The organism is Litorimonas sp. (assembly GCA_029936425.1).
Classification (GTDB): Bacteria; Pseudomonadota; Alphaproteobacteria; order Caulobacterales; family Maricaulaceae; genus Litorimonas.
In genome coordinates, this window is the sequence record JAPYSU010000001.1 from 287,249 (window position 1) to 311,335 (window position 24,087).

Annotated in this window: 22 protein-coding genes; 13 read left to right on the top strand and 9 right to left on the bottom strand. The window is 48.0% G+C overall.

Annotated elements, in window-relative coordinates; all coding sequences use genetic code 11:
- The first annotated feature begins 71 nt into the window (after positions 1-71).
- The 7 genes from ACN0IC_RS01440 (at position 72) to ACN0IC_RS01470 (ending at position 14,757) form a co-directional block, all read left to right on the top strand.
- On the top strand, positions 72-1,088 hold the full coding sequence (locus ACN0IC_RS01440; protein WP_416876966.1) for a LacI family DNA-binding transcriptional regulator: 1,017 nt from the start codon (positions 72-74) through the stop codon (positions 1,086-1,088).
- 185 nt (positions 1,089-1,273) lie between these two features.
- Positions 1,274-4,357: a TonB-dependent receptor gene (locus tag ACN0IC_RS01445; protein WP_416876967.1), complete on the top strand. Its 3,084-nt coding sequence runs from the start codon at positions 1,274-1,276 to the stop codon at positions 4,355-4,357.
- Between the two features lie 78 nt (positions 4,358-4,435).
- Complete coding sequence (locus tag ACN0IC_RS01450) at positions 4,436-5,935, top strand: tryptophan halogenase family protein (protein ID WP_416876968.1); 1,500 nt, start codon at positions 4,436-4,438, stop codon at positions 5,933-5,935.
- Positions 5,936-5,948: 13 nt separating this feature from the next.
- Complete coding sequence (locus tag ACN0IC_RS01455; protein ID WP_416876969.1) at positions 5,949-6,965, top strand: family 16 glycosylhydrolase; 1,017 nt, start codon at positions 5,949-5,951, stop codon at positions 6,963-6,965.
- A gap of 11 nt (positions 6,966-6,976) precedes the next feature.
- Positions 6,977-8,536: a sodium:solute symporter family transporter gene (locus ACN0IC_RS01460; protein WP_416876970.1), complete on the top strand. Its 1,560-nt coding sequence runs from the start codon at positions 6,977-6,979 to the stop codon at positions 8,534-8,536.
- A 348-nt stretch (positions 8,537-8,884) separates the two neighbouring features.
- Entirely contained in the window at positions 8,885-10,609 is a 1,725-nt protein-coding gene (locus ACN0IC_RS01465) for an autotransporter assembly complex protein TamA (RefSeq protein WP_416876971.1), read from the top strand.
- Positions 10,609-14,757, top strand: coding sequence for a translocation/assembly module TamB domain-containing protein (locus tag ACN0IC_RS01470; RefSeq protein ID WP_416876972.1), 4,149 nt, complete (start codon positions 10,609-10,611; stop codon positions 14,755-14,757). Before ACN0IC_RS01465 ends, ACN0IC_RS01470 begins: the two co-directional genes overlap by 1 nt.
- A 46-nt stretch (positions 14,758-14,803) precedes the next feature.
- Here ACN0IC_RS01470 and ACN0IC_RS01475 read toward each other — a convergent pair whose 3' ends face one another.
- Positions 14,804-15,142, bottom strand: coding sequence for a response regulator (locus ACN0IC_RS01475; protein ID WP_416876973.1), 339 nt, complete (start codon positions 15,140-15,142; stop codon positions 14,804-14,806).
- 100 nt (positions 15,143-15,242) lie between these two features.
- Here ACN0IC_RS01475 and ACN0IC_RS01480 point away from each other — a divergent pair, with 100 nt between their 5' ends.
- Entirely contained in the window at positions 15,243-16,241 is a 999-nt protein-coding gene (locus ACN0IC_RS01480) for a sensor histidine kinase (protein ID WP_416876974.1), read from the top strand.
- A 169-nt stretch (positions 16,242-16,410) separates the two neighbouring features.
- Positions 16,411-16,974 (top strand): type 1 glutamine amidotransferase domain-containing protein, encoded by a 564-nt coding sequence (locus ACN0IC_RS01485; RefSeq protein WP_416876975.1) that lies wholly within the window; start codon positions 16,411-16,413, stop codon positions 16,972-16,974.
- Positions 16,975-17,080: 106 nt separating this feature from the next.
- Here the strand turns inward: ACN0IC_RS01485 and ACN0IC_RS01490 are convergent, their stop codons facing one another.
- From ACN0IC_RS01490 to ACN0IC_RS01500, 3 genes are read right to left on the bottom strand one after another with little or no spacing between them, the layout of a single operon-like run.
- Positions 17,081-17,221 carry a hypothetical protein gene (locus ACN0IC_RS01490; protein ID WP_416876976.1) on the bottom strand — a complete coding sequence of 47 codons (141 nt, stop codon included), beginning with the start codon at positions 17,219-17,221 and terminating at the stop codon, positions 17,081-17,083.
- 5 nt (positions 17,222-17,226) lie between these two features.
- A complete protein-coding gene (locus tag ACN0IC_RS01495; protein ID WP_416876977.1) occupies positions 17,227-17,625 on the bottom strand; it encodes a hypothetical protein in 399 nt (132 codons plus the stop codon).
- Between the two features lie 39 nt (positions 17,626-17,664).
- The gene (locus ACN0IC_RS01500) at positions 17,665-17,982 is read right to left on the bottom strand and encodes a DUF883 family protein (RefSeq protein WP_416876978.1); all 318 of its coding nucleotides are present in this window, start codon (positions 17,980-17,982) and stop codon (positions 17,665-17,667) included.
- Positions 17,983-18,125: 143 nt separating this feature from the next.
- On the opposite strand from ACN0IC_RS01500, the gene ACN0IC_RS01505 reads away from it, so the two are divergent.
- A complete protein-coding gene (locus ACN0IC_RS01505) occupies positions 18,126-18,338 on the top strand; it encodes a hypothetical protein (RefSeq protein WP_416876979.1) in 213 nt (70 codons plus the stop codon).
- A gap of 17 nt (positions 18,339-18,355) precedes the next feature.
- On the opposite strand, the gene ACN0IC_RS01510 is transcribed toward ACN0IC_RS01505, so the two are convergent.
- From ACN0IC_RS01510 to ACN0IC_RS01520, 3 genes are all read right to left on the bottom strand, one after another.
- Complete coding sequence (locus ACN0IC_RS01510; protein ID WP_416876980.1) at positions 18,356-19,294, bottom strand: sensor histidine kinase; 939 nt, start codon at positions 19,292-19,294, stop codon at positions 18,356-18,358.
- A 74-nt stretch (positions 19,295-19,368) separates the two neighbouring features.
- Positions 19,369-19,992: a sigma-70 family RNA polymerase sigma factor gene (locus ACN0IC_RS01515; RefSeq protein WP_416877062.1), complete on the bottom strand. Its 624-nt coding sequence runs from the start codon at positions 19,990-19,992 to the stop codon at positions 19,369-19,371.
- 34 nt (positions 19,993-20,026) lie between these two features.
- On the bottom strand, positions 20,027-20,206 hold the full coding sequence (locus ACN0IC_RS01520; protein WP_416876981.1) for a NepR family anti-sigma factor: 180 nt from the start codon (positions 20,204-20,206) through the stop codon (positions 20,027-20,029).
- Between the two features lie 152 nt (positions 20,207-20,358).
- On the opposite strand from ACN0IC_RS01520, the gene ACN0IC_RS01525 reads away from it, so the two are divergent.
- Positions 20,359-21,132: a response regulator gene (locus tag ACN0IC_RS01525; RefSeq protein ID WP_416876982.1), complete on the top strand. Its 774-nt coding sequence runs from the start codon at positions 20,359-20,361 to the stop codon at positions 21,130-21,132.
- A 223-nt stretch (positions 21,133-21,355) separates the two neighbouring features.
- Positions 21,356-22,411 carry a hypothetical protein gene (locus ACN0IC_RS01530; RefSeq protein ID WP_416876983.1) on the top strand — a complete coding sequence of 352 codons (1,056 nt, stop codon included), beginning with the start codon at positions 21,356-21,358 and terminating at the stop codon, positions 22,409-22,411.
- A gap of 87 nt (positions 22,412-22,498) precedes the next feature.
- Here ACN0IC_RS01530 and ACN0IC_RS01535 read toward each other — a convergent pair whose 3' ends face one another.
- Together ACN0IC_RS01535 and ACN0IC_RS01540 are read right to left on the bottom strand one after the other, a co-directional pair.
- Positions 22,499-23,215 (bottom strand): Crp/Fnr family transcriptional regulator, encoded by a 717-nt coding sequence (locus ACN0IC_RS01535; protein ID WP_416876984.1) that lies wholly within the window; start codon positions 23,213-23,215, stop codon positions 22,499-22,501.
- A gap of 20 nt (positions 23,216-23,235) precedes the next feature.
- Positions 23,236-23,712 carry a hypothetical protein gene (locus ACN0IC_RS01540; protein WP_416876985.1) on the bottom strand — a complete coding sequence of 159 codons (477 nt, stop codon included), beginning with the start codon at positions 23,710-23,712 and terminating at the stop codon, positions 23,236-23,238.
- 159 nt (positions 23,713-23,871) lie between these two features.
- Between ACN0IC_RS01540 and ACN0IC_RS01545 the strand changes: the two genes are divergently transcribed.
- A complete protein-coding gene (locus ACN0IC_RS01545) occupies positions 23,872-24,087 on the top strand; it encodes a DUF2945 domain-containing protein (RefSeq protein WP_416876986.1) in 216 nt (71 codons plus the stop codon).

Genomic DNA, 24,087 nt, shown 5'->3' on the forward strand with positions numbered 1-24,087 from the left:
ATGGACAAATTCCGTAAAACCCTTCACCAAGCGGATCAGGGAAGTCTTTTCACTTCAATTGAGAGGTCATTGTGGCAACAATATCGGAAGTGGCAGAGCGGGCAGGTGTGTCCGTCAAGACAGTTTCGCGTGTGATGAACAATTATGAGCACATCAGCGCCAAGACCCGAAAAAAAGTGCGTCTTGCGATGGATGAGCTCAGCTACGCTCCAAGTTCCATTGCCCGTCAGATGCGTCTGGGGGACCCCCAAAGTATAGGGATGCTTTATGGCGATCCGGGCAGCGGATATCAGGCCCGACTTAATCATGCTGTTTTGAAAGCCTGTTCCGATGCGCGGCGATATTTGGCTGTAGAGTTGTTTGAGGAACATGATCCTGAATGGCGCCGTCAAGTGGAAGCCTTTCTTGACCGCACGAAAGTCCAGAACCTTATTCTTGTTCCGCCGATGTGCGATTCAACCGAACTTCATAAACTTCTGCAGGAACGGGGCGTAAGAACGGTTTTAATTTCACCGTCCCGTCAGATCTCCGGCTCGAGTTCCATCGCTATGGATGACAGGCTTGCGGCTATGGAAATGACTAAATATATCATAGGTTTAGGTCATAAGCGCATAGGGCATATAGTTGGACATCCGGGGCATGTAGCGGCGCTGCTGCGTCGTCAGGGGTTTGAAGAGGCCCTGGTCAATGCCGGGCTTGAGGTGAGGCAAGACTTTGTCGTCGGGGCCGGCAGCTTCTTTTTTAAAGACGCACTGGCCTGCGCCGAGAAAATGCTGACCGCAGAAAATCGCCCGACAGCTATTTTTGCGTCTAATGATGAAATGGCGGCGGCTGTTATCATGGTGGCGAATCGTCTAGGGATCAGCGTCCCGGAAGAACTGTCTGTGGCAGGGTTCGATAATACATCCATATCACAAACCATGTGGCCTGAACTGACAACTGTGGCTCAGCCCTTTGAAGCGATTGCGCGGGAGGCGGTCAGGCTCGTGAGTGATGATGTCAAACGTGATTTGACGGTTTCGGCCACGAGAGTATTGCCGCATGAGATACTGTATAGGGGATCTACCGGACCGGCACCTAAGGAATAAATCCCCTGCCTGGGCAATAATTCTATAGCTGACTGTGCCTTTTAAGTCACAAGAAAGACAAAAATTGTCCTTTTTGTGACTTATCATTGACATTGATAGACAATTTTGTAGGGTTTATTTCTGAATATTGATAAAGGCAGAGTGCAGTGACAGCGCTGTCAAGATAAAGTAAACAGGGGATTACAATGAATACCACACATAAAAACTGGGTTAGACATCTTTTGCTTGGCACTTCAGTTGTGTCGATCATGTCGGTCGCCGGCCTAGCGACCGCTCAAGAGGCAGAGCCTGAAGAGGAGCAGACAGAAGAACTCGTTGATGAGGTTGTGGTGACAGGCTTTCGGAGTTCTCTTGAAAAAGCTCAGGATATTAAGTTCAATGCCGATACGTTTGTCGATGCGATTACGGCGGAAGACATTGGCGCTCTGCCAGATCGCTCCGTCGCCGAAGCCCTGCAACGCGTTCCCGGAGTGAATATTAGCCGTTTTGAGCAAGCTGACGACCCTGACCGATTTTCCGTAGAAGGATCAGGCGTCGTTATCCGTGGTTTGCCTTTTGTGCGGTCCGAACTAAACGGGCGGGATATTTTTTCGGCCAATGGCGGCCGTAACCTGAGTTTTAATGATGTCTCCCCAGAGCTTTTAGGGGCCGTTGAGGTTTTTAAAAATACAACAGCGGATATGATCGATGGCGGCATTTCCGGCACAGTTAACCTTATAACTCGTAAACCTCTGGATAGAGCCGGCTTCCATCTCGCTGGAACGGTTGAAGCCAATTATGGGGATCTGGCAGATGAATTCGCGCCGGCCTTCTCTGTGCTAGGGTCTAATAGTTGGGATACAAAGGCGGGTACTTTCGGGTTGCAATTTGGCTATGCCCAGTCCGAGCTGATTTCTAGAACAGATGCCTCGCAAATTACCGATCCCTGTTACCGGGCTTCCACATTGGATGGCGGATGTTTCCGCGTCAGGCCTGTCACCTCAGGAGGAATTGTTGGCGGCCAGCAAAATTTTGATGAAACAAATTTCCCGCCTGCTGGCTCGGTTGTGGTGCCGAAAGGCGCCGGCATTCGGACAACCACCTTTGATCGGGATCGCCGCGCTATCTCTGCAATAGGTCAGTGGGAAAGTAATAATGGGGAGTTACTTGCCACAGTTGAATATTTGCGCGCTGACGCTGAGCAAACATTAGACGAGTTTTCCATATTGGCGTTGGTAAATGATGACAATCTGTTTCCTGTTCCCGCCCCAGGCCAAAGCTTGGTTTTTAATGACGGCGTATTTGAATCCGGTGTCCTGACACAGGCCGGGCCAGGCATTCCAACTGAAAACCTTCGGTTCCAGCAAAGAGATGATGCCCAAACTGAGGATTTCTCATTTGATCTAAAATGGACGCCTACCGATAGAATCAATGTGAATTTCGAAGCCCAACATATCAAGTCTGATAATAATCTGGATGGCGTTATCGGGGCAATGCAAACCTATTCAGATATTTTCTTGGATATTAGTGAAGAAACGCCTCTTGTGGAATTCCGGCCCCCAGCCGGATCGACTCAAAACACGTTTGATGATCCAAATGCCGTCTTTCATTGGTTTCTCATTGATAACCAGGTCAGAAATACGGGGGAGCTGACAAGTTTCCGTGGAGATATCGATTATGATTTTGGAAATAATGATTCCTTCTTGAAAAAAGCTCGTTTTGGCGCCCGCTGGGCGGACCGGAATCGCGTAACCCGCAATACAAACTTTTCAAACTGGGGACATCTGTCGGCTCCGTGGACAGGCGGCGGTGCGGTCTTTGCCAACGATCCTGTTGCGGCGGGTGCTTCAGCTCTTCGGACGCCGTTTGAGGATTTCCAGAGAGGTGAGGTTCCGACGCCAATTCCCGGAGGATCCGCTTTCTTCTATGGCGGCGATGATTTTGTTGGAGAATATCTTGCTGGGACGACAGAGCAACAGGCCAGTGCCATTACAGCCCAATCGCAAACCCCGATTCCGTGGGGACCGATTTCAGCAAGAGGCAACCTGGTGGATGGAACCGTATATAACCCTGGCGAAATTTCTGATGTAGATGAAGAAACACTGGCGTTTTACGGGCGCGTAGATTTCGGTACGGATAATTTCTTTAGCGCTGGAAAGCTGTTGGAAGGTAATTTTGGTGTCCGGTACGTTGATACAACGATTATTACCGGTGGCTCGATTAGTTTTCCGACCAATCCGCCTATGCTTGATCAAAGTTGCGACCCGGCCACCGTTCCCCCAGGCGGTTCATTACCTGGTTTCTGCTTGCTTTCGGATAGCAGACAAGCGGAGTTTTTAGGAGCCTTTACAGGCGAAACAATAGTTGATGATGCGGATATATCCTTCGATCATTGGCTTCCGAGTTTCAATGCGAAACTGGGAATGACGGATGAGGTCTTTCTTCGACTTGGAATTTCCAAAGGCATTTCCCGTCCGGACCTAGGTGCTTTCAGAACAGGGGGGGCTTTGTCTGACAACACAAATGATCTGCGTCAGGCAGGCACACTGGAAACAGGGCCATTATTCCAAGTCTTTACAGGGAATAGAAATCTAAAACCTGTTGAGTCGTGGAATTTTGATCTCTCCGCCGAATGGTATTTTGACGATGTGGGATCATTTACAGCTTCGGCCTTCCGTAAAGAGTTAAGTAATCTGGTCACGTTTGGTCCTTCTTTCCGAGAATTGACAACGGAGAGCGGCGTTACTCAGGAGGTCGAAGTCAATGGCCCGGCCAATGATTTGGAAGGATCTCTGTACGGATTTGAGTTTGCCTATCAGCAAACCTATGATTTTCTTCCTGGTCTGCTAAGTGGGTTGGGACTGCAGGCGACATACACGTATGTTAATGCCGAGGATTTGAGTAACTCGACTCTCGGTCCGCAAAGATCCGATTTTGCCAGTAACTTGGCCCTCTCGGGCGTTTCCGAGGATACTATAAATATTACCGGTTTTTACGAGAATGATAAAATCTCCGCGCGTCTCGCCTATAACTGGCGCTCTGATTATGTCCTAACGCCTCGGGATGTTATCTTCCCGTTCTCACCGATTATCAGTGAGTCCACTGGCCAGCTGGATGGATCATTCTTTTATAATCTGACGGATGAAATCAAACTTGGCGTTCAGGCCGTGAACCTGCTGGACGAAGTGACGAGGACATCTCAGGTCATCGATTTTGACGGAACAACGGTTGGTCGATCCGCTTTCAGAAACGATCGGCGCTTCTCTTTCTTGGCACGTTTCGAATTTTAGTCCCCACTGAAACGAGCTTGAAAGCAACTTTGGCCTTTGTCTCTACAAAGGCCAAAGTTTTTGTGTCATGTAGCTATCATGTCGATTGAAAAAATTGTTATTATTGGCGGAGGGACAGCGGGCTGGATGACAGCTGCGGCGCTCTCCCGTATGACAAAAGGCGGTAACGCAAAAATCACTTTGGTCGAGTCCGAAGATATTGGAACGGTCGGGGTCGGCGAGGCGACTATCCCGCCTTTTGTCGATTTCAACAAATTATTGGAAATTGACGAAGCAGATTTGCTGTCAAAATCCCAAGGCACTTACAAACTCGGTATTCAATTCGTCAACTGGGGGCAAAAAGGCGATAGTTATTTCCACCCTTTTGGGAATTATGGGTACGAGATTGACGGCGTTTCCTTTCATCAAATCTGGATGAAATACAGAATGAGCGGTGATCCCCGCCCCCTTCATGCGTTCAGCCCGGAAACAATCGCGGCCATGCACAGACGATTTGAACCGGCAAAAGGGCATGGCCGGGGCGATCTTCCCCCCATTAATTATGCCTATCACCTGGATGCGGGTCGATATGCACAATTTCTTCGCAGCTATAGTGAGGCAAGAGGTGTAAATCGAGTCGAAGGATTTGTGGAAGACGTGGCTGTTGGAGGGGAAAACGGCTTTGTTCAAAGCGTAACCTTACGCGACGGCCAAAAAATTTCCGGTGACTTTTTTGTCGATTGTTCCGGCTTCCGAGGGCTTCTGATCGAGCAAGCTCTGGAAAGCGGATATGAAGATTGGACGCATTGGCTGCCTTGTGACCGCGCCGTGGCGGTCGGGAGTGAAACACCTGATGCGCCTTTACCCTATACCCGCGCGACGGCTCATTCCGCCGGGTGGCAATGGCGCGTGCCTCTGCAAAACCGCCTCGGTAACGGACATGTCTATTGCTCAAAATATATGTCAGATGATGAAGCCAGTAATATTTTGATGAGCAATTTAGACGGCAGGCCGTTATCGGATCCCAAGCAACTATATTTCAAAACCGGTCACCGCAAAAAATTCTGGAACAAGAATGTGGTGGCAATTGGATTATCCGCCGGATTTATGGAGCCTCTGGAATCCACTTCTATTCACCTGATTAATACGGCCATTAAAAAACTGGTTTCTATTTTGTCACTGAAAGAGGTTACGCCTGTTCAAGAGTCAATTTTCAACAGGCTCACTTTGAAAGAATATGCGCGAATTCGCGACTTCTTGATTTTGCATTACTGCGCCACTTCCCGCGATGATAGCCCGTTTTGGGATTACTGCCGCACCATGTCTTTACCGCAAAGCCTGGTTGAGAAAATTGAGCTCTATAAACTGAATGGGCAGGTTTTCCGCGAAGAAGATGAACTCTTCACGGAAACAAGCTGGGTCGCCGTTATGATGGGACAGGGGCTTTTCCCGAAAGGGTATAATCCGATGGTGGATCAGTTTGAGGCAGGATCTCTCACCAAAGAAGTGGGCGAAATTGAAAAGTCCATCCGCTTCCTTGTCAGTCAGATGCCAAGCCATGGTGATTTCTTGAAAAAATATTGTCCCGCCCATTTCTGAGAAAGATGAAAATATGACTTTTCCTTTTAAATTTGTCCTTTGCTCTGCCGCCATTTTAAGCTTGCAGGCATGTCAATCGCCAAGCCCTGCAGCGGAAATTCAAACTGTTTCGGAAGACTCTTCTGCGCCTTCGCAGCCAGAGCAAACGGAAAATGAATGGGAGCTTGTCTGGCAGGATGATTTTGACGGAGCAGAGCTGGATCGGACAAAGTGGAAACCTGAAGTTTCTTGCTGGGGCGGCGGCAATAATGAACGCCAATGCTATACAGATCGGCCTGAAAACATCGAAGTTTCAGATGGGGTCCTAAAGCTGAAGGCTTTTGAAGGAGAGCACACCGGTAAGAAATTTCCTGAAGGGATGTCTACCGATCCTGCAGAGACCGAAACCAGACCTTATACGTCCGGGAAGGTTCGCACGCGCGGAATTGCCGATTGGAAATATGGCCGTTTCGACGCACATATGAAGCTCCCAGACGGGCAGGGAACCTGGCCGGCCTTCTGGATGATGCCGGCTGACGACAGCTATGGGAGCTGGCCCCTCTCCGGCGAAATCGATATTCTGGAGGCCGTCAATCTCGGCGCAAAATGCGAAGAATGTGACGGAGAAGAAGGGGAAAACCGAACAATCGCGGCGCTTCATTTCGGGGAAAGACCGCCTGAGAACAAACATATTGCAACGCGGTATGAACTCCCCGGCGCTCCCAATGCAAAGGATGAATATCACACCTTTTCCGTGGAATGGGGAGAGGGCAGGATTGACTGGTACGTTGATGGTGAAAATTATTTCACTCTAACCGCCGAAGATTGGTATACAGGCGCCGTCTCTAAAGAAGAAAATCCAAACGCTCCCTTTGACAAAGCCTTTTATATTATGTTGAATTTAGCCGTAGGAGGGGGTCTATCAGAAGATAATAATGAAATGACATTTGACCCAGACAGTTTTCCGGCCGAGCTATTAATCGACTGGGTACGGGTTTATCAATGTTCCTCTGAGCCTGAAACAGGACGCGCCTGCATGAAGCGAGAGTAAAAGAATGAAACGTGACTGACAGTTTAACTCTCCTTGACGGGATAATTCTTCTCGGGCTGATTTCGACATTTCTCGCGATCGGGTTGTTCGGGGCCTCTAAAACCGAAACGACCGAGGATTATTTTCTGGCGGGGCGAAAGCTTAAATGGCATCAGATCGGCTTCTCTCTTTTTGCCACGAATTTCTCCGCTTCAGCTTTGATTGGCATTACTGGCGCGGCCTATGTCATCGGGATTGCCATTTATAACTATGAATGGGTCGGTATCGTCGCTTTGGCCGTGTTTGCCGTTTTCATGGTCGGTGTGGTTCGGGGAAGCAATATCTACACAATCGCCGAATATCTGACGGAGCGATATGACGCCCGTGTCAAAGTCATTTATTCGGTTTTTATTATCTTATTGCTGGTTTTCATTGATATGGCCGGCTCCCTCTATGCAGGTGGCCTGCTTTTGAACCAGTTCATACCAGGGCTTTCGACGAATGCCGTCATTGTTCTCGTCATGCTTATGGCCGGACTTTATTCCGTTGTCGGAGGGATGACCGCCATTTCCAGAACTGATCTATACCAATCTCTCATCCTGATTTTAGGCGCTTTCCTAATTGCGTATTTTTCATTCTCCGCCATAGGAGGGTGGTCGGCCTTTGTTGAAAGTGTTCCGTCTGAGAGTTTGAGCCTGATTAGGAGCCTGGACGACCGGGCTGTGCCGTGGACAGGTTTGATTTTCGGCGTCCCGATAATTGGGGCCTATTACTGGCTGGTAAACCAGAACATGGTTCAATGGGTATTAAGCGCAGAGAGTCAAACCGATGCGCGGCGCGGGCTTCTCATGGCCGGGGCTCTAAAAACATTGGGGCTTTTTGTTATTGTTCTGCCGGGAATAGCCGCCATCACGCTCATTCCAGGCTTGACTGAACCGGATAGGATATATCCGGCCATGCTGGCGGAATTACTCCCTGTGGGCATTTTGGGGCTCGTTCTGGCCGGTTTTGTTTCGGCGCTTTTATCCAATACGGATTCAACACTTCATGCGGCGTCCACTCTGGTCACGATGGATTTCGTGAAACGAAGACGTCCCGACATTGCCCCCCATCATCTTGTCCGGGTTGGAAGAGTGACAACTTTTGTCATTATCGGGGTCAGCGCTGTCTGGGCTCCCATGATTGGTCACTTCGGAACCCTATTCGAATATGTCCAAGGTTTGCTGTCCTATGTCGTATCGCCTTTTGTCGTTGTTTATCTGGGCGGAATGTTCTGGGCCAGAGCCACGTCTGACGGAGCGATTGCGGCCCTGGTGACCGGCTTGCTGACAGCGGCCCTAATTGGTTTGTTCGGCGACGGGTTGGGCTATTTCGATATCCATTATTTACATGTCCCGCTGCCCGTGACGGTCGTCAGCCTTGTCACGCTTTATATCGTGAGCCGGATGTCCGATGCGCCGAAAGTGGATCCGAGACTTCTCTGGTCTGCCACGCGGTCTCTTGAGGTTACGCAGGTAAATCTGGCGCGTGACAGGTGGATTGCCTTGGCATTGATGATCGTCACAGCCATCTCGGTTTTCGTATTCCGTTAACGTGGCCTGACAAACACAGCTCGATTTATTCTGGAATGGACGCAGAAAGATTTGGCTAGCGGCAGCTCGAGCCTGATATCCTTCTGATATTTAACTTTTAATATGTCACTCGAAATATGAAACCCTCTGCTATTATGCCTTAAAGACTGGCAACCCCAGCGGGCTTCAAGCATTATCTATTTGGGATTGGATTTAAGACCTCCATTTTGGATTTGAAGGATTTCGAGTATTTTTCAGCGATTTATAATTTCACGACTGTCTCTCGCCATAGGTTTGGGAGTAAGCGGTAGTCTATGTGCCGTTAGTTCAGCGTGGGCAGATGAACCCCTGGCGCGGGTACAAGGGGACATGCCCGAAGAGCTACGCGAACAACTAACTCTGACGATCGGACGAGTGGATGATGCGCCCAGGTCTACGGCCCAGGCGCGTCGACGGGCCGAACAAGTTTTGGAAAAGTCTGAAGCTGTCCTTCGCTCCCAAGGCTATTATGACAGCGTAATTGACGTGCAAATCGGAAAAATTTCAGAAGATGATTTGCCCGAAACAAACCAGGGCAAAAAGTCTCGGGAATCCTTGACGCCTGTTTTACTAATTGAACCCGGCCCGAGGTTTAATTTCGGAGCTTTCAATATAAACTTCCAAGGCAGCGCGCCCGAAACCGAGCAAACATTGCAAAAAATGGTGTCCGAGAATGAGGGAAAACCTGCCATATCCGCTCAGGTGGTCGCGTCAGAGCTTCGAGTTGTCAACACACTGAAAGGGCAGGGTTATCCTGATGCGAAAGCTTTGCCGCGCAAAGTTATTGTCGATCATGAGACGGACGCGATGAGAGTCAATTATGACATAGCGACTGGCCGGAAAACGCGATTTGGCCAGATCAAACGAACCGGATCCGCTTATCTCCTAGAGAGCTGGCCGGAGATGATTTCTCCGTTTGAACCCGGAGAGGTCTATCAGCAAAGCAAGATCAATACTTTGTCTTCACGCGCCATCGGGGCAGGGGTGTTCGACAGCGCAACCGCGTCGCTCGAAGAAGGCGGAACAGAGAATGCCGATGGGACGATAACGCGTAACGTACTTCTGAATATTGAACAAGGCGACAAGAACACCATTTCCGGTGAAATTGGATATTCTACAGCTGACGGGAGCGGAGTGTCGGCCAGTTATGAACGGCGTAATTTTATCGGGTATGCTCAGACCCTTAAACTGACAGCGACAGCGAAAACGAATTTGCAGAGCTTTGGAGTTAATTACAATATTCCATATGCCTGGCGCGTTGATCGGGAGCTTGATCTCGCTGCGGAAGTGGCCCGTGAGAATTCAGAATTTTTCAGGGGAGAGCGTGTCAGCGTAAATGCGTTGATGACGCAAAAGCTCACACCCAAATTAAAAGTGAGCGCCGGGGTCGGTCTGGAAGCGTCTCAGTTCAAACTGGAAGAAGGCGATACTGAAAAAGTGCGGGCTTATCTGATACAGCTTCCCGGCCGTGCTGTTTATGATAATCGGGATAATATTTTCAATCCAACAAAAGGGTTTTATGTCGAGGCTGGGGCCATACCAAGTTACAATATTGGCGATGATAAGGGCGCCTTTGTGATTGGGGAAATCGGCGGGAGCGCGTATCAAAAACTCAGTGAGAAATTCATCGCGGCAGGCCGGGTAAAATATGGTTCGATCTTTGGCTCATCGTTAGAAGCCGTTCCATTAAACCAGCGTTTTTACGGCGGCGGGGGGGGATCCGTGCGCGGTTATAGCTATCAGTCTATTTCACCCCGGAATTCGGACGGAGAGATAATCGGCGGCCGGACACTTGTCGAAGGCAGCGCCGAGCTTCGATATCGGGGGCATGACTCTCTTTTTAACGGTAATCTCGGATTTGTCGGCTTTATCGACGCGGCCACAGTTGGGAATGAACAATATCCGGATTTCGATACCACTCAATATGGCGCGGGTTTCGGCGTGCGCTATTTTACGGACTTTGCGCCAATTCGGGCCGATATCGCTTTTCCCCTTAATAAGCGCCCAGATGATGACGCTTTTCAGATTTACATTTCAATCGGGCAGGCTTTTTAATGTCTGAGACAATTAAAAAAAGACGCTGGGTAAAATGGGTGGTTGGGGGCTGTCTTGCCCTCATCGCACTGCTTGTTCTCTTGATAGCGGCCGGGCGGTTTTACATCACGACTTCTTCAGGGGCGGATTTTATTGAAAAGCAGCTAAATTCCCGCAGGTTTGGCCCCATAGAAGGCCTCGAAGTTTCTGGGCTTTCGGGCGATCCGTTGAGCGAGCTAAAAATTGAGAGCCTGAAAGTCCGCGATAAAGAAGGCGTGTGGGCGACAGCCGAAAATATCTCCTTGCAGTGGCAGCCTTTGAAATTTCTGAGCAAGCATCTTTATATAGAGGATTTGAACATTGCTGATATCGACATTCAGCGGAAACCTGTTCTTAATGAAACGGCCCCGTCAGAGCCTTCTGATAATCCGCTAACCGTAACACTGGATAATTTCGAAACGCCGTCTCTCAGTCTTGCTGGACCTGTCATGGGGCAATCCGTTTCCGCAAGGCTCAAAGCGCAATATGCCCTAAGAGAAAATGGCTCCATGAAAGCCCTTCTGGACGCTGTGAGAACGGACGTTGAAGGCGACTCAATCAATCTGGATTTCAGCCGGACGCCCCAGGGCGAAATGCAAGGCGATTTCGATCTGGAAGGATTGCCGGGCGGAACTATCGCCACTTTGTTACAAGCTCCTGAAAATCAAACGGTCACTGGCACCGGAACGATAAACGGCGATGTCGAGGCGGGGCAGGGAGACATCTCTCTCGCATTCGATAATGTAGATGTGCTCGATTTGGAAACGAATTGGACACCGGAAAATTTATCGGCTTCGGCGCAGGCGGAGACGCAGAATTGGCCGCTCCTCGCTCCGGCGCGCAATATTGACTCCCGTATTCGCGGGCAATTATCATTGGGAAGAAGTTCTACCGAAAAGCCGTTTGATTTAAATCTTCAAGCGGGCGGCGCCTCCGTCATCGCCACAGGCAAATTGCCCAAAGAGGGTTTCATGCCTGAGAGCGCAAACCTTCAAGTCGACATTCCCGATGTTGCTCGGTTCTATAAACTCCCAGAAGGTTATCGACTTGGCGGAGTCGAAATTGACGGCCAAATTAAGAGCGCTGATGAGGCGTCCTTTACGGGAACGGCTGCGGTCAGTTCGGTATCTACCCCGCAAGGGCGCGCGAAGGCGGTGTCCGGACCCCTGACTTTGACAGTAAACGAAGCCCGTAATGTGGCTGACTTTCAAACAGAGATTACGGCGACAGGCGTTGTGATGTCAGCAGAAATACCTCTTGATCTCAAACCGACCGTAAAACTCACCGCCAAAGGGCAATATAACCTCGAGTCGAAAACGCTTCAGCTCGCCTCATCGAAATTACTAAGCGGGCAAGATACGGCGACGGCGTCGGGCCAGCTCTCGACCGACCCTTTGACCTACTCTCTTTCAGGACGGGCTAATCTGGTTCTCAAGGCCGTTGGGACTCTGCCGTCAGGGCAATTGACGGCAGATTACAAAGCCGTTCAAAACAAAAACGCGCTGCCCGCTTTGACCGGGGATGGGCGGTTTGTACCGTCCGGCGAACTGGAGGAGCCTATAGCGAGTCTTGTCGGATCTATGGCGCTTTTCGATGTAAATGCGTCTCCGATTGAGGGCGGGATAGAGGTTTCGCGCGGGACTGTGAGCGGCGATGGATTTCAGGCGGCGTTTTCAGGCCGCTTAACGGAAGACATCAACATGGATTTGGAAGCGTCCCTGAAACAGGCTGTGACCTTCAAGTCTGTGACGCTAGCTGAAGGCACAGATGTGAGCGGGTCTATCACAGGCCGAAGGGACTCCCCAAATATACGTCTGGATGCGAGTGCGCCGGAGCTTACGGCCTATGACCGACTGTTTTCAGATGTGCGTTTGCGGACGGAAATTCAAGACATCGTCGAAGCTCCAAAAGGGCCTATCCAATTAGACGCCGGATCAGAATATGGCGATGTCACAGTCTCCGCGCAGTTTTCCTCCACAGACTCTGTTTTGAGGTTAGCCGACTTGCAGGCGTCTGCTGGAAAACTCACCGCTATTGGGAACCTTGCCCTTCCTGAAAGCGGCATTGCCGAAGGACAGATGGCATTGGACCTGCCGGAAGAGGACGGTCGATATGCCCGCCTGGACCTTGAACTGGAAGACTTACAAGGCGAGCAGGGCATAAACCTGACAGCCGGCGCAAAAAATGTGGCTTACAAACAGGTTGAAATTGACGACTTAAAAGCCTCCCTCCAAGGCACACTGTCTGAGCTTAAAGGCAATATCGATACAAATGGACAAACAGTTGGAAGAGTAGTCGACACACCCTTCCAATTAAATACGCCCGTCACAGTCACGCAAAATGAGGCTGAGGGTTACACGGTAACGCTCTTGCCGGACGCCGCTTATGGACGTGTGCCAATTGTGGCGAGGGAGCCTCTCTTGGTGAAATATAATCAAGGCGAAACTTCGCTATCAGCCGCATTGGACGTGGCAGATGGAAATGTTGATCTGAATTATCAAAGAGGCGAACAAGAGCGCCTCATTGCAGAAGTCAGAAATCTGCCCATTAGTTCGCTACCAGTTGGTAATTTTCTGGCGGATACAAAAGGCCGCCTGGCTATGGACATAGATTTAAGTGTCCCGAATAATCAGCCGGAGGGCGACCTTAATGTCGCTCTTACGGATTGGCGGGGTTTTGACCGTCAAAAAGGGCAAGGCCTGTCCCTTACATTTGACGGGCAGCTTTCAGCTTCTGAGCTCGACTGGACATTGACCGGACTGACGGAAGAAGACTTCAACTTGAACGGAAGCGGCGTGGTCGCGTTGGAAAGCGAAAACACCTTAACCTCAATCCGCCCAAATATGAGCGCGCCCTTGAAAGCCCGGCTTTCCGCATCAGGCGCGGCTGAAGGCGTTTTGGGTTTGGTTGCTCCGGAGGATGCGGGTCTTTCCGGACAATTGGAAGCCAACCTGGATGTCGATGGAACACTGGCGGCTCCGTTAATAGCAGGCGAGGCGAGCGGGAATTCTATCGAGATGGAAATGATCGAGCTCGGAACACAAATCCGGGACGGACTGTTTGTATTCAGATTCTCCAATGACAATGTTAGTCTTGAAGAGTTCTCCGTTAATGACGGCAATGACGGTCGTCTTACAGGCTCAGGAAACTTCAAATTGGGTGAGTTCGGCGTTCCGATTGGCCAGGCAAATTTCAAAGCGCAGAGTTTCCGTGCGCTCGACCGCCGCGATCTATCCGGACGGGTTTCGGGCGACATAACCATGAAAACTGAAAAGGAACAGGGAACCCTATCTGGAAACGTCACGATTGAACGGGCCGAAGTAAAACAGTTTGTTTCAGGCGGCCCAGGCGTTGTGACCATAGACGTGGAAGAGGTGAATTTGCCTCCCCAACGGAAAAAACCCGAAGCCAAACCAGAACCTTACCCAATTGAGCTTGATCTGAATGTCTCTGCGCCTCGGCGCATCTTTATTCGGAGCCAGGGCCTCGATGTCGAAATGTCGATAGACGCCGAAATCAAAGGAACCGCTTTGGAGCCGGAGATTTATGGCGAGGCACGGGTCATACGCGGGGGATATAAAATCGCTGGTAAGGAACTGGATTTTGAATCCGGCGTCATCAATTTTGATGGCCCCGTGAGTGCCGCGAAAATAGATTTTGTGGCCAATACGGAAACACAGAATTTAGAAGCGGGCGTTAAAATTACGGGGACAGTCGAGAAGCCGGAAATCGAATTATCGTCAACCCCGACGCGGCCTGACGATGAAATTCTATCCGCGCTGTTATTCGGGCGCTCGGCGACAGAGCTTTCAGCCGTGGAAGCGGCCCAGCTTGCGGGCGCGCTCGCGCAATTTTCCGGAAATGGAGGCGGGTTTGACTTATTGGGCGGTCTTCGGGACGCTCTCGGGGTTGGGCAGCTGAGTGTCGGATTTAATGAGGATGGTACGGCTCAAATTACAGGGGGGCGGTATCTGGCGAAAGACGTCTATTTACAGGTCTTTTCAGGTGTTGGCGAAAATGCATCAGGCGCCATCATTGACTGGGAAGTCAGGCGAAATCTATCTTTGCGGTCTCGCATTCAAGCCGACAATGAACAGGCCTTGTCTCTTAAATGGAAACGGGATTTCTAAACTTATAATCTGGAAAGGAAGTTTGAGGCTTAATAGCGCCCATCTTTTAATCAAAATAGTCCAAAATTTCTGTGTAAAGGACGGGTTTGGTCAGGACAGGAGCGGTCGGTAAATTGTTTTCACGCTTGATTTCGGCCACCCGACCCGTGACAAAAACAAATGGCACTTCGGAATCATATAAAATATCGGCAATCGGGAGACTGGTCTCATTGCCGAGATTATAGTCGAGAGTCGCGTAATCAGGCTGTTGTTCTTTCAAGAGCTCTAAAGCCTCAACGACGTTGAAAGCAGGTCCTAATATGTCATAGTTTCTCGATTCAAAGAAATCCTCCATATCCATGGCGATCAGGGGATCGTCTTCGACAATGAGCACCGACTTTGACATTAAAAAACAATACCTTTTACGAATTCTGAGCGGAACGATTGAATTATTCCGTTTGTTCCATTTAGTTACAGTGTAAGCACACTAGGTAAATATAGAGTCAATGAATACAACAATGTCCAACCGTTTCAATAGACTGAGTGAAGAAGAATGGTATGAAATTGCTCCACAGGCAGTTGGGGTTGGACGCTGGATGTGGAACATGACTCAAAATGAGTGTTCTCTGGACAGTGTGGCGAAATCAATTACCGGACTTTGGGAAAAGGCCGATACTTTTCCCGCAAAAGAGTATTTAGATTCCATTCATCCGGTTGACCGCGAGAGGGTGAAGGCTGCTATTGATTCGGCGCGGAAAAAACGTGTTCTTTATGACGCTCAATATAGAATTCGAAATGCTAAAGGGGACACGATCTGGGTTGATGGACGCGGTAAGTTTATTACATCCGAGGCCGGGGATGAAATACTGATCGGCGTTTTACTGGATGTCTCCGAGCTCATGGCGGCCAGAGAGCGCAATGAGCTTCTTGTACATGAAATGGCTCATAGGGTGAAAAACAGCTTGTCTCTGGTAAGCGGTATTTTCAGAATGGCGGTTCGGTCATCGAAGAACATCGAAGAATTAGAAAGAGCGTTTCTCGGACGTATTCAGGCTCTTGGAACCCTGAACGACCTAACACTTAAATCGGAAACACGAAGCGCTACAGTCAAAGAAATAGCCTCGGAAATTCTTGCCTCGCTGGATAACGACTCCAGAGTTGAAATGGATATTGATCATTTCGTCCTGAACGGGCCCGGCGCGCAGACTTTATGCCTGACTTTGAATGAGCTTCTAACAAATGCGATAAAATATGGCGCGCTTTCTGAAAAAGGCGGGAGTCTTAAAATTTCGATGAAACACAATCCCGACGCGAACCGGTTTTACGTCGAATGGAATGAAAGCGTTCAGGAAGAAATTTCGCCCCCGACCAAAACAAGCGGATTCGGATTAAGAGTGCTCATGAAAATGACCCGGTCCACTTTTAAAGGGCGGCCAAACCTTAAATGGGACAAGAACGGAATGACTTTTGACTGTGTCTGGAGCGCCTCCGAGATAGGGCTTTAAACCCTTTCACAAAAGAGCGCACAAACGGATGGCGCATCAATTACCGGGCTTTAACGCAACATTTCCCTGTTTTCCTCGTTTGATTAACAAGACGCCGATTTCGGCATCGCGCTTGTAATAGACTCACCTCAGATGCGTCCGCGGTTTCTCTAGAAATATGGAGTAGGAAATGACTGATATAAACGAAGCTAAAGTCCTCATCGTCGCAACAAACGGTTTTCAGGAAGACGAATTATTCTCACCACATGAACATCTAACTAAATCGGGCGCGAAGGTTCACCTCGCCTCGCTTGAGATGGATGAAATATCCGCCGGTAAAGAAGATAGCCGCTCTATCAAGCCGGATCTGTTGATCAAGGATGCCAAGTCAAAAGATTACGACGCAATTGTCCTTCCAGGGGGGCTGGGTAATCCTGACACTCTCCGCACGGAAGAATCGGTGAAACTGCTGGTTCGCAATTTTGCCGAGGAAGGCAAAGTCATCGCAGCGATCTGTCACGCGCCGTGGGTATTGATCAGTGCAGATATTGTTAAAGGACGCGAAATGACATCTTATCCGTCCATTCAGGACGATCTGCGCAATGCAGGCGCCAATTGGGTGGATAAAGAAGTTGCTGTGAGTAACGGAATCATCACCAGCCGGTCTCCCGATGATCTCAAGGCCTTCAATGCCAAAATCGTCGAAGAGATTCGCGAGGGGCGACATGACCGTCCGGCTAGTCAAGCCGCATAAATAAATAGAAAAAGCCCGGCCTGAAACTTCAGGCCGGGCTTTCAGCAATATCTAGCGTCAGTACCAACATATTCAGGTGGTCTGATCAAATATATCGCCTCATAGCTTAAAGAAAGAAAATAGCTAAAACGACAATCATAATTATGACAATAGCTGTGATGGACAAGCCCAAAACACTTGTCATACCTTTGACGCGAGTCCCCGTCTTAGCGTCTACTTCATCAACTTTTTCAGTTTCATTTTCCATTTGTCTTAATCCTCAAAAAATTCCCGTGACAGTAACATCCCTAATGTGACTGCAGCTGCGGTTGCCATTATAGGGTTATGCGATACTTGTGACACTAAATTTTTTACAGTTTCATTCTCTTTAATTATATCCGGCAGGAAAGCGCTTAAAGGATCATCTTCCAGACCGACAGGCATGTCTTCTTCTTTAGGCTTTAACTTATTTTTGGCCCGCAAGTGAAGGATCAAAGCTACGATTAATGTTAAAATCCCAAGTACAGTAAATGATATTTCTGTAGAGAATTGATCTTGTAGAAACAGGAAAGCAGCGCAGCCCAAGAAAATTATACCGATCGTCATTAGAACATAGGAAAAAATAATCCCGAACAATGATTTGTCCGAGACTACTTTTCTGGATTTCAACATGAGTGAAATCAGATAATATACTTTTCTAAGCATTCGCGATTATCGGCGAGATAAGGCGCCAAGAATAACGCCGGCCCCAACAGCGATTGCAACTGACGTCAACGGATTGTCCTTGATTGACGTTTCCGCTTTTGATGACAATTCGTCATAACGGTCTTTGGCAATTTGTGTTTTCTCAGCTGTCACATCTTTAACAGCTTGTGACTTTTGCGAAGCCGTTGCTTTGGCCTGAGTCTTTACTGTCTCTGCTAGCTTTGAAATATCCGCGCGAAGTGTCTCAAGTTGTTTTGAAATGTCTTCGTCTTTAGATGAAAGAGAGACAACATTCTTTTTAGAAGAATTTTTTGTAGTCGCCATTTGATTGCTCCTTATTTTTGTATATGCAAGATTGCGTAATTATATTGTTTCAACGGTATGAACCGCGGAATCGTTCCAATAAATCTCTTGCAAAACGGAACCAACCAGACAGATATTCATAGGGTATGAAAGAGGAGTATATTATGAAACAAGATTACGAAAAATACGATAATCCAGAGGCGCTCGTCGCTGATGAAAGTCTGAGCGATGCCAAGAAGAAAGAGCTCTTAACCCAGTGGATAGAAGATGAGGAAGCGCTTGTCAGGGGCTCCGCAGAAGGTATGGACGGGGGCGAGGAAAACCACCTCAAATCGGCTCAAACGGCCCTTATGAAATTGCAAGGCAAAGACACCTAATCTTGCTATAAATCCTCTTAGTTCAGAGGGAATTTGAGGGTCACGCCGTGGCCCTTTTTTCTTGTCTGAATAATGAACTCTCCGCCTAATTGACGGGCAAATCCTCGCATTAATTTATATCCGACACCTGTCAGGGAATTTACGTCAGTGCCTTGACCATTATCGACGACTGAAACGGAAATAGTTTCATCTTCGCAAATGAGCATGATCTGAATATCGCCTCCATTGGGAAGACCGTGTTTGACGGAGTTGCTCAAAGCCTCAACAATGAATAACGCGACGGGTATGACATTGTCAGGCTCCATCGTATCGCAATCCACTTTTAGCGAGACATCAATGCCTGCCTCTTCTACTTCGAGTCCGCTTTCCAATTCGGCGATTAGCCGCTTGAGGAAAACATCCATCCGGATAAGGCGGAGGTCATCGCCCTCATAAAGGCCTCGGTGAACCAGAGCGATCGCGTTTATGCGGCTGCGAGTTTCCTGAATAGCGTCCAGCCCGGCCAGATCAGTCAATTTTCTTTCTTGCATGTTCAATAGAGAAATAATGATCTGCAGGTTGTTTTTAACGCGGTGATGAATTTCCCGGAGCAAGGTTTCCTTTTCCACCAGATTATCCAGCAGTCTGGCTTCACGAATGCTGATATTTTCGGCCATTTCATTGAAAGCTGTTCCAATTGACGTGATTTTATCAGGGGACCGATTCAGGTCAGCCACTCGCGCTTCTAGATCGCCTCCGGAAAACTTCAGAGACGCCAGATGGATTTTGCGAAGAGGTAGGAAAATAAGCTTATCGGTAGAAATCCAAATGGCTACATAAGCAAAAGCCAGCGCCAGGAGACAGACGACGACAGTAATAGGATTTTCTGTTTTAAAAGAAAGAAAAACTGAAAAAATAAGAATCGGAAGCAAACATAATCCCAGGATCACGCCAAAACGGATCCTCAAATCTTTCATTGAGAATTTTAACTTACTCTTTAACAAGGGTCAGCCTTCCCCGCTTAGTCCCATGGTCTGTAAACAAGACGATCTTATCGCCCTGAGATCGTATCTGCCTCGCCCAATATTGAACTAATTGCATCCATAGCTCCAACTTTATCAGCCTTTGTGTCAAAGGTTCCTGACTCCATTACGGTCTCGAGCGCTTTTCGTGCCCGGCTCACCCGACTTTTTATGGTCCCGACTGCACAATCACAGATTTCAGCCGCTTCTTCGTAGGATAGTCCTGAGGCGCCGACAAGAATAAGCGCTTCGCGCTGGTCTTCCTTTAAGCTGTCCAGCCCCCGGCGAAGTTCATTAAGCTGAACGGATTTTTCCTGATCGGAATTTGCTACGATGGTCTGTTCAGCGACTTCCTGATCCAGTGAGGTTGCTCTCCAGGACCGGCGCTTAATGGAATAAAATTGATTTCGCAAAATAGTGAATGTCCAGGCCTTGAGATTTGAGCCGGGTTTGAATTTATCTCTCGATTTCCAGGCTTTCAGCATTGCATCCTGAGCGACGTCATCCGCAAGCGTGGCGTTTCCGCAAAGTGAGCGGGAAAAGGCGCGCAAATGCGGGATTAGCTCAGTGAGTTCTTTTTTGAACAAATCTTCATCCAGAGGCGCCCAAGGCGTCGTGTCATTAGGATCGTAGGGCGTATCGCCCGAAGCCATTTTCTTCTTTTGGGTGTCAGTGTTATCAGTCACTTTATTTGCCCTTATCCGCTTGTTCCAGAAGAGCAAGAAAGTCATCAGGGACAGGTTCGTCGACAACAGTATTGTAAAGCTGACGGAGGTTTGTGCCGATTTTATCTTTCAGCGGATCTTTCGCAAATTCATCACCAGATTTGGAAAGCTTTTCATTTTGGTTCTTCGCATCATGCGTCATTCTTGTGTGGCCCTTCTTATACCCGTGAATTTTTAAATACGCTTTGGAACTTACTTGGTTCCCATTGCGTATGTGCGATAAGTGTAATTCATACATTGATTGCCTAAGTTATATATTATGTTTAAGTCACATGACTGTTTGAAGGGAAAATTATGAGTCTGGTAGAGAAATATGCTCCGCAATTACCATATTTGCGGCGGTTTGCCCGCGCGCTGACGGGAACACAATCAGGCGGGGATGCTTATGTGCGAACGGCATTGCAAGCTTTGGTCGCCGGCGATGTCGATATGGATGACTCACTAAGTCCAAAAATTGCGCTATTCCAAATGTTTTTGGGGATTTGGAATACAACAGGCGCTCAACTGGAATCAGATGATGTTCCCGGTGCGGACGCTCAGTCCGTCAGAATTCACAAATTGACCCCGACCTCCCGTCAGGCTTTCTTGCTAAATGCCCTGGAAGGCATGTCCGTAGAGGAAATCGCTGTGATTATGGGGATCTCTTCATCAGACGCCAAGACTTTGCTGGAACAGGCTGAGGCGGACATTGAAAAAGAGCTTCGGACAAATGTGCTTATTATTGAAGATGAGCCCATTATCGCGGCCGATATTGAAGGCTTGGTCGAGGAGCTGGGCCATACTGTAGATGCTATTGCCGCAACGCATACGGAGGCCGTTAAGGCGGCCGAGAAGAAGAAACCGGGAATTGTGCTCGCCGATGTTCAATTGGCTGACGGCAGCTCGGGTATCGAGGCTGTCACAGAGATTCTAGGTGATTATGACGTGCCGGTGATTTTCATTACGGCTTTCCCGGAACGTCTTTTGACCGGAGACAAACCGGAACCCGCCTATCTTATCAGTAAGCCCTTCCGGCCTGAAAATGTGAAAGCCGCGATCAGCCAGGCTCTCTTTTTCCATCATGGCTAAAGACCGGCGTTTTCAGATATAAAATTTCACAGGTCGCGTCCAAGCCAAGGCGGTCACTTAGTTTGCAATTTTAGCTTTAATTAATTTACTGGAAGCCTCATACTGTACAAAATTACAGCATGAGGCTTTTATTTTGGAATTACAAAAATTCTTACGCAGGAATTTCGGAAACGATACCGCAAATCATACCACAAACCATACCCCAGGCCATGGAGGGCCTATAGTGAATTATATTACATCAAGGGTTTTTAAGAGAGAAACCCTAATGATGGTAAAAGGATTTACTTTAGGGGTGTTGTCAATTGGTTTGAGCGGGTGCGCTTCATTTATAGCCAATGAAATAACAAGCCCGAAAAAATCAAATATAAAAAGTAATATCTCGGATTGGACTGTTGAGCGACAATTCTGTGATCGCAAAAATTACTGTGTTAAAGGAATAGGTTTAGGCGATACTGACGCAATTAAGAGTCTAAAATTTAATTTTCATATCAGTGATAATCATAAGATTTGGCGTTACGAAGCCAATAATGACAGTGTTGAAAGCGCAAAACCCCTTGAGAACCATTTAATATTGGTCTTTGCTGGATATACCCAGCCCACTCAGACTTTATTCGTTCACCAAAAATGGCTGCAACTCATGACTGGCGCAGACGTCATCGTTATACCAAGCGCTGAGAATTCGGAGACGTTTAAATTTGGTCTAGATTACGCATCTCCTCTTATTGCTGAAATTCAAAGATTAAATCCAGCAAAAGTGCATCTCATTGGGTTTTCAATGGGGGCATTAGCAGCAAGCGAGGTCGAGCAGGGAATTGACAATGCCAGACTTTATTTATTTGCCCCAATGACCGACTTTGACCACTCAGCTAAAGCGATTTACGACATTTTTTATAAAGATAAGATATATGCGAAGTTTATCCGCCAAGAGACGCTTGAGGATGCAATTCAAATTATTTATGATAAATCTGGAACAACATCAAAAGATACTGATTTAATAGCAAAACTGAATGGAGTGAAATCACCTACTTTTATCTATGCGTCTGATAAAGATAAGGTCGTTGAACATTCTGATTTTAACGCTATTCCAAATGATAATGTCGACGTAAACATTTACGGTGAATTAAATCATTTAGAAATGGTTGCCCTATTAAGGCAGGCCTTAATGGTTGATTTTGTATCTGATTTACTCGAGAGGCCAGTATTAAAGAGTGACATTGCGACTCTAGGCATATTATGTGATTTTGATGATAAGGATTGCCTAAATCAATTGCCGGATTAGTGTACAAAAATTAGGCGTGTTAAGAAAACGCTGTATCACAAATTAAGTAACCGCCTTGCCTCCATGCGGGGCTTTTTTGATGAAAATTTAAAATTTAAGTTTTTCGAGGTGTAGATAGCGGCTATCGAAATTCGACACTTGCTCGAGACGTTCACGGTCCAGAATCTGAACACCGTCAGACGTTGTACGGATGAGTTTTTCAGCCTTTAACTTGGTCAAAGTTCGAGAAATATGAACCACGGAAAGCCCTAACATGTCCGCGAGCAGTGATTGCGGAACAGGTAGATACAGGAAATTCTCCAATTTTCCGGAGGTCGCAGCGACGCGCCTGTTCAATTCTAAAATCAGATGTCCCACTCTCTCTTTGGCAGAGCGCCTTCCAACTCGAATGATCTGTTCTCTTAAAATGGCTTCCTCTTGAACCGCAACCCACCAGAAAGCAGCCGCCAGAAGCGGTTCTTGCCGAATAGCCGCCAGAAAATCTGTCGCTTTCAATCGGCGCAGAGTCAAGTTGGTGGCGGCCGATACGCTGTGGTCAGACTCCGCGTTAGTCAGCGACATCATATCAAAACAATCGCCTGGGAGCATAAAGTTAAGAATCTGGCGACGGCCGTCCTCCAGAAGATCAAACCGGATGGCCCATCCCGATTCGATGATAAAAACGAAATCTACAGTTTCGCCTTCCGAGACAATTTCTTGCCCGGCTTTATGAACTTCTATTTTATGAGGAAGATTTGCAAGACCTTCAAAATGACGGGGACCTACATCGGCGTAGTGCGCAACGCGCTTGATGAGTGGTTTCATATATGGACTGACTTTGAAGACTAGCTGGTCGAAACCAGATCTGTTCTGCTCTTAAGGTCAAATTCAATAACAGCTCTGCGCCCATTAAGCCAGAGAGAATCCCGCTGACTTTCCTCGACACGCGTCTGAACAGGCACACCGGAATTGGTCGCCGCGAGATATAATGTAACTTCAGTTTTGCGATCAGCCATAATCTCTGGCTGCTCTTCATTGTCATAAAGTGTGACCTTAAAAGACTCGATCTCGCAGTCTCGCGTAACTTCTGAAGCCATATTAATGAGTTCAGCAGAATGCTGCGTAATATAGGCATCGTGAAAATAAACCGGGATTTCGCCTGAGCGGCATTCGCTCATGCGATCGAGTTTCTGTTCAACTGACAAAGCATAACTCTGATCCTGAGAAGTCGCCGAAATATTTCCATTATTTTCAGCCTGAACATTCAGAGACATGAAAATCACGGGGATCATGGCAGAGCTGGCAAAAAAGAGTTTTAGCATGGGACTTGTCGTTTTGAGTTAGGGTTACTGTATCTTGACTTAATAACCGTCTGGACTCTCTTCGGTTCCGTAAAACCGGAGTGAAAACTGATGATTTATGAAAAAATATTTAGGAACCCCAAACTCGCAAAAGCGTAAGCCTCGCAATAGGAGGGTCCAATGACAGCTTATGATAAAGACACAAAAGTCCAGTGGAACTGGGGTGACGGAACAGGAACGGGCATAATCAAAACCGTATATACAGAAAAAGTAACTCGTAAAATCAAGGGGTCTGAAGTGACCCGAGACGCGAGTGAATCCGAGCCAGCTTATTATATTGAACAAGATGACGGCGATAATGTGCTCAAATCTCATTCCGAATTGAAAAAGGCCTAA